Source organism: Streptomyces sp. NPDC054840 (genome assembly GCF_053611065.1).
On sequence record NZ_JBSGZP010000592.1, the window covers coordinates 1 to 4,663 of the forward strand.

General features: G+C 72.2%; 4 protein-coding genes. 1 reads left to right on the top strand and 3 read right to left on the bottom strand.

The features are described from left to right. Window positions 1–278: 278 nt before the first annotated feature. The 3 genes from ACWGIU_RS30280 to rsmI all read right to left on the bottom strand — a co-directional run bounded on the left by ACWGIU_RS30280 (window position 279) and on the right by rsmI (window position 2,716). Entirely contained in the window at window positions 279–1,196 is a 918-nt protein-coding gene (locus ACWGIU_RS30280) for a TatD family hydrolase (RefSeq protein ID WP_453711122.1), read from the bottom strand. A gap of 10 nt (window positions 1,197–1,206) precedes the next feature. After that, entirely contained in the window at window positions 1,207–1,701 is a 495-nt protein-coding gene (locus ACWGIU_RS30285; RefSeq protein WP_453711124.1) for a hypothetical protein, read from the bottom strand. A gap of 139 nt (window positions 1,702–1,840) precedes the next feature. Continuing rightward, entirely contained in the window at window positions 1,841–2,716 is an 876-nt protein-coding gene (gene rsmI, locus ACWGIU_RS30290; RefSeq protein WP_453711128.1) for a 16S rRNA (cytidine(1402)-2'-O)-methyltransferase, read from the bottom strand. A gap of 142 nt (window positions 2,717–2,858) precedes the next feature. Here rsmI and ACWGIU_RS30295 point away from each other — a divergent pair, with 142 nt between their 5' ends. Continuing rightward, entirely contained in the window at window positions 2,859–4,628 is a 1,770-nt protein-coding gene (locus ACWGIU_RS30295) for a dolichyl-phosphate-mannose--protein mannosyltransferase (protein WP_453711126.1), read from the top strand. Window positions 4,629–4,663 lie beyond the last annotated feature (35 nt).

A 4,663-nucleotide genomic window follows, 5' to 3' on the forward strand; every position in this document is an offset into this window, starting at 1 on the left:
CCTCCGGGCCCGCCTGGGCCTGGACCGCCGGCTTCCGGTCCCACGCGGGGGGCCCGGGATCGCCCGTACCGGCGGGCCGGACCGAGGACTGGGCCAAGGGCTGGGCCTCGTACGCCTCGGGGACGGGACCGCCACGACGGTGACTGCCCTGCGTATCGCTCACGACGCTCGCTCCACTGGTGATCCGGCACCCTCCGGTGCGGGCACGGCACCCTAGCGGAGGAGTCGTCACGCTCCAAAGCGGCACGGCTACGCAGCGTGTCGGAGCAGCGCGTGGATCAGTAGGCGAAGGCGCGGGCCGTATTGGCCGCCAGCGCGGTGGCCATCGCGTCCTCGTCGATACCGCGCACCGCGGCCATCGCCCGGACCGTCAGCGGGATGAGGTACGGCGCGTTGGGCCGTCCACGATAAGGCGCCGGGGTGAGGTAGGGCGCGTCCGTCTCTACGAGCACCAGCTCCAGCGGGGCCACGGCGAGGGCGTCGCGCAGCGGCTGGGCGTTCTTGAAGGTGACGGTCCCGGCGAAGGACATGTAATAGCCGGCGGCGGCGCACTCGCGGGCCATGTCGGCGTCCCCCGAATAGCAGTGGAAGACCGTCCGCTCCGGGGCGCCCTCCTCGCGCAGGACGCGCAGCACGTCCGCGTGGGCGTCCCGGTCGTGGATGACGAGCGCCTTGCCCTGCCGCTTGGCGATCTCGATGTGCGCGCGGAAGGAACGCTCCTGCGCGGCCATGCCCTCGGGCCCGGTGCGGAAATAGTCCAGGCCGGTCTCGCCGACCGCCTTGACGTGGTCCAGCGCGGCCAGCGCCTCGATCTCGGCCAGTGCCCCGTCCAGCGCGGCCTCGCCGCCCCCGGCCCGGGCGCCCTGCGACCGGCCTCCCCCGGCCCCAGGGGGCTGGGGGGTGCGCCCCGGATCGCCGTGCACGATCCGCGGGGCTTCGTTCGGGTGGAGGGCGACGGCCGCGTGGACGTTCGCGTACGCGGCCGCGGTCTCGGCGGCCCACCGGGAGCCCTTCAGGTCGCAGCCCACCTGGATCACGGTGGTCACGCCCACCGAGGCGGCCTTCGCGAGACCCTCCTCCACGGTCCCCGACTGCATGTCGAGGTGGGTGTGCGAGTCCGCCACCGCCACCCGGAGGGGTTCGGGCAGCGGCGGCAGTGCGTCCTTGGGCTGCGTCTTCTCCACGCGTGTGCTCATACGGCCGATCTTATGACCGGCGCAACAGCCCCTTCAGACGGGAGACCAGGCCCCGGCGCTCCCCTGCCGGGTCGACGGCCACCGGCCCCGGGGAGGCGTGCGAACGGGCGGACTTGCGCGGCTTCGGCTGCCGGGGGGCGTTCGCGCCAGCCGGCACCGGTCCGGCGATCCCGGGAGCGATCTGGTGGTGGTAGAGGTGGTCGATCATCCCCATCACCGAGGAGACCTGCCCGGCGCGCATGATCCGTACGACGTGTCCGCCGCAGTTCAGGCAGGTCAGGTCGGACAGGGGGGAGGGCACCCGCTCGCCGTCGACCTTGTACATGATGAACGGCTCGCCCCTGCCGTCGACGTGGTGCTCGATCGCGTACGCCTGCTCCCAGCCGTACCCGCACCTCATGCACGCGAAGGAGTAGGCCTCGTGCACGGTGTGCACGTCGAAAGCGGTCACAGCGACGGGGACTGCGGCGGTGACGGGTACCGGGGTGTCTGCGATCTCACTCATGCCAGCTCCTCTTGTTCCACTGGTGCCATTGCCAGTGGACGCCTCAACGGGCGGGAGCGCATCAGGCCCTGTCTACTGTTGGACGGTCTTTGGGCGACTCATGCCCAAAGCGCCCGGTGCGCGGTCTGAGCTTTGCTTTTCAGGCTAGCTCTTTACCGATCGAGGGCATCTTTTGTGCCGCGTTCTTTGCCGCGACCACCGCGTCGAACACCTCGCGCTTGGGTACGCCGGCCTCGGCCGCGACCGCCGCGATGGCTTCCTTGCGCCGCTCACCGGCCTCCTCGCGCACCCGCACCCTGCGCACCAGCTCCTCGTCGTCCACATCGCCGGGCGTGGCCGCCGGGGCGCCTTCGACGACGACGGTGATCTCTCCGCGCACGCCCTCGGCGGCCCAGGCCGCGAGCTCGCCGAGTCCGCCGCGTTTGACCTCCTCGTAGGTCTTCGTCAGCTCGCGGCAGACCGCGGCCCGCCGGTCGGCTCCGAAGACCTCCGCCATCGCGGCCAGGGTGTCGTCGAGCCGGTGCGGGGCCTCGAAGTAGACGAGCGTGCGCCGCTCGCCCTCGACGTCGCGCAGCCGGCTCAGGCGCTCCCCCGCCTTGCGGGGCAGGAACCCCTCGAAGCAGAACCGGTCCACCGGCAGACCGGACATGGCCAGCGCGGTGAGCACCGCGGACGGCCCGGGGACGGCGGTGACCTTGATGTCCTTCTCCACGGCGGCGGCGACCAGCCGGTATCCGGGGTCGGAGACCGAGGGCATGCCCGCGTCGGTCACCAGCAGCACGCGTGCCCCGCCGGCCAGGGCCTCGACCAGTTCCGGGGTGCGCGCCGACTCGTTGCCCTCGAAGTACGAGAGGACGCGCCCGGTGGTGTGCACGCCGAGCCCCTGGGTCAGCCGGCGCAGCCGCCGGGTGTCCTCGGCGGCGATGACATCGGCCCGCTCCAGCTCGGTCGCCAGACGCGGCGGGGCGTCCGCGAGATCGCCGATGGGGGTGCCGGCGAGCACGAGCGTGCCCATCCGTCCCCCGGCCGTGGCTGCGGTCGTGGTGGGCTCGGTCACGCGGGGCTGGTCAGTTGTCACCCACCCATCCTCTCAGCCCCCTGCCCCGCCGCCCCCCGCCACTGGTGGCGCACACAGATCTCTTCCCTACGATGTGCCGGTGACCAGTACCGCGACGCCACCGCCCAGCCCCGCGGGGGCCCCGCCCGCCTCACCGGCGGGACGCGAGGACGAGCCGCCCACCTGGCTGCGCCGACTGCGCGGCTTCGGCTACGTGCCGTCAGCCGCCACTTCCGCGCGCGCGGACGTCCGCACCCGCCTGGTGCCCCCGTACGCGAGGCCGTCCAAGCAGCTGTGGATGACGTTCGGCCTGCCACCCCAGGTGTGGGGGACCTGGCAGCTGATCGTCTCGTGGGTGGGGCCCCTGCTGGTGGCGCTGGTCGCCGGGGTGCTGCGGTTCGCGCACCTGGGCAGCCCGAAGGCGGTGATATTCGACGAGACGTACTACGCCAAGGACGCCTGGGCCACGATCCGCCAGGGCTACGAGGCGAGCTGGCCCAAGGACATCGACGCCTCGATCCTCGCCAACCCGGACGGGGTCGCCCTCCCGGCCGATCCGGGCTACGTCGTGCACCCGCCCGTCGGCAAATGGGTGATCGGGCTGGGCGAGTGGATGTTCGGCTTCACTCCCTTCGGCTGGCGGTTCATGACCGCCGTGCTCGGCACCCTGTCGGTGCTGATGCTGTGCCGGATCGGGCGCCGCCTCTTCCGCTCGACCTTCCTGGGCTGCCTGGCGGGCGCGCTGCTCGCGGTGGACGGCCTGCACCTGGTGATGAGCCGCACCGCGCTGCTGGACCTGGTGCTGATGTTCTTCGTGCTCGCCGCCTTCGGGGCCCTGCTCATCGACCGCGACCGGGCCAGAGCCCGGCTCGCGGACGCGCTGCCGGTGGACGAGGAAGGGCGGACCCGGCCGGACGCGAAGATCGCCGAGACGCTGTCGCTGGGCCGGCGGCCCTACCGGATCCTGGCCGGCGTCTGCCTGGGTCTGGCCGCGGGCACGAAGTGGAACGGCTTCGTCATCCTCGCCTTCTTCGGCGTCCTCACCGTGCTGTGGGACGCCGCCGCGCGCCGCACCGCGGGCGCGGGGGCCCCGTACGCCTCGATGCTGCGGCGCGACGCGCTGCCCGCCTTCGTCTCCACCGTCCCGATCGCGATCGTCACGTACGTGGCCTCGTGGTCGGGCTGGATCCTCAGCCCGGACAACGGCAAGGGCGGCTATCTGCGCGACTGGGCGGCCAAGTACGACCAGGGCAGTTCGCTGGGGTTCCTGCCGGAGTGGCTGCGCAGCCTGTGGCACTACGAGACCGAGGTCTACAAGTTCCACGTCGGCCTGACCTCGGGGCACACCTACGAGTCCAACCCGTGGAGCTGGCTGGTCCTGGGCCGGCCCGTCTCGTACTTCTACGAGTCCCCCGAACCCGGCACCGACGGCTGCCCGGCGACCGCGGCGGGCAAGTGCGCCCGCGAGGTCCTGGCCCTGGGCACCCCGCTGCTGTGGTGGGCGGGCTGCTTCGCGCTGCTGTACGTGCTGTGGCGGTGGTTCTTCCGCCGTGACTGGCGGGCGGGCGCGATCGCGTGCGCGCTGGGGGCGGGTCTGCTGCCCTGGTTCAACTACCAGGAGCGGACGATCTTCTACTTCTACGCGGTGGTCTTCGTCCCGTACCTGTGCCTGGCGGTGGCCATGATGATCGGTGCCCTGCTGGGCCCGGCCGGGTCGAGCGAACGCCGGCGGGCGCTGGGCGCGATCGGCGCGGGCGTACTGGTCCTGCTGATCGCGTGGAACTTCATCTACTTCTGGCCGATCTTCACGGGCCAGACGTTGCCGATGGACTCGTGGCGCGGCCGCATGTGGCTGGACACCTGGGTGTAGCGGCACCAACGAGGGCCCCGACGCCTGCTGGACGG

Bases quoted from the DNA above. Each gene is read 5' to 3' on its own strand.
- ACWGIU_RS30285 (WP_453711124.1), bottom strand. From the start codon at position 1,701: ATGAGTGAGATCGCAGACACCCCGGTACCCGTCACCGCCGCAGTCCCC.
- rsmI (WP_453711128.1), bottom strand. From the start codon at position 2,716: ATGGGCACGCTCGTGCTCGCCGGCACCCCCATCGGCGATCTCGCGGAC.
- ACWGIU_RS30280 (WP_453711122.1), bottom strand. From the start codon at position 1,196: ATGAGCACACGCGTGGAGAAGACGCAGCCCAAGGACGCACTGCCGCCG.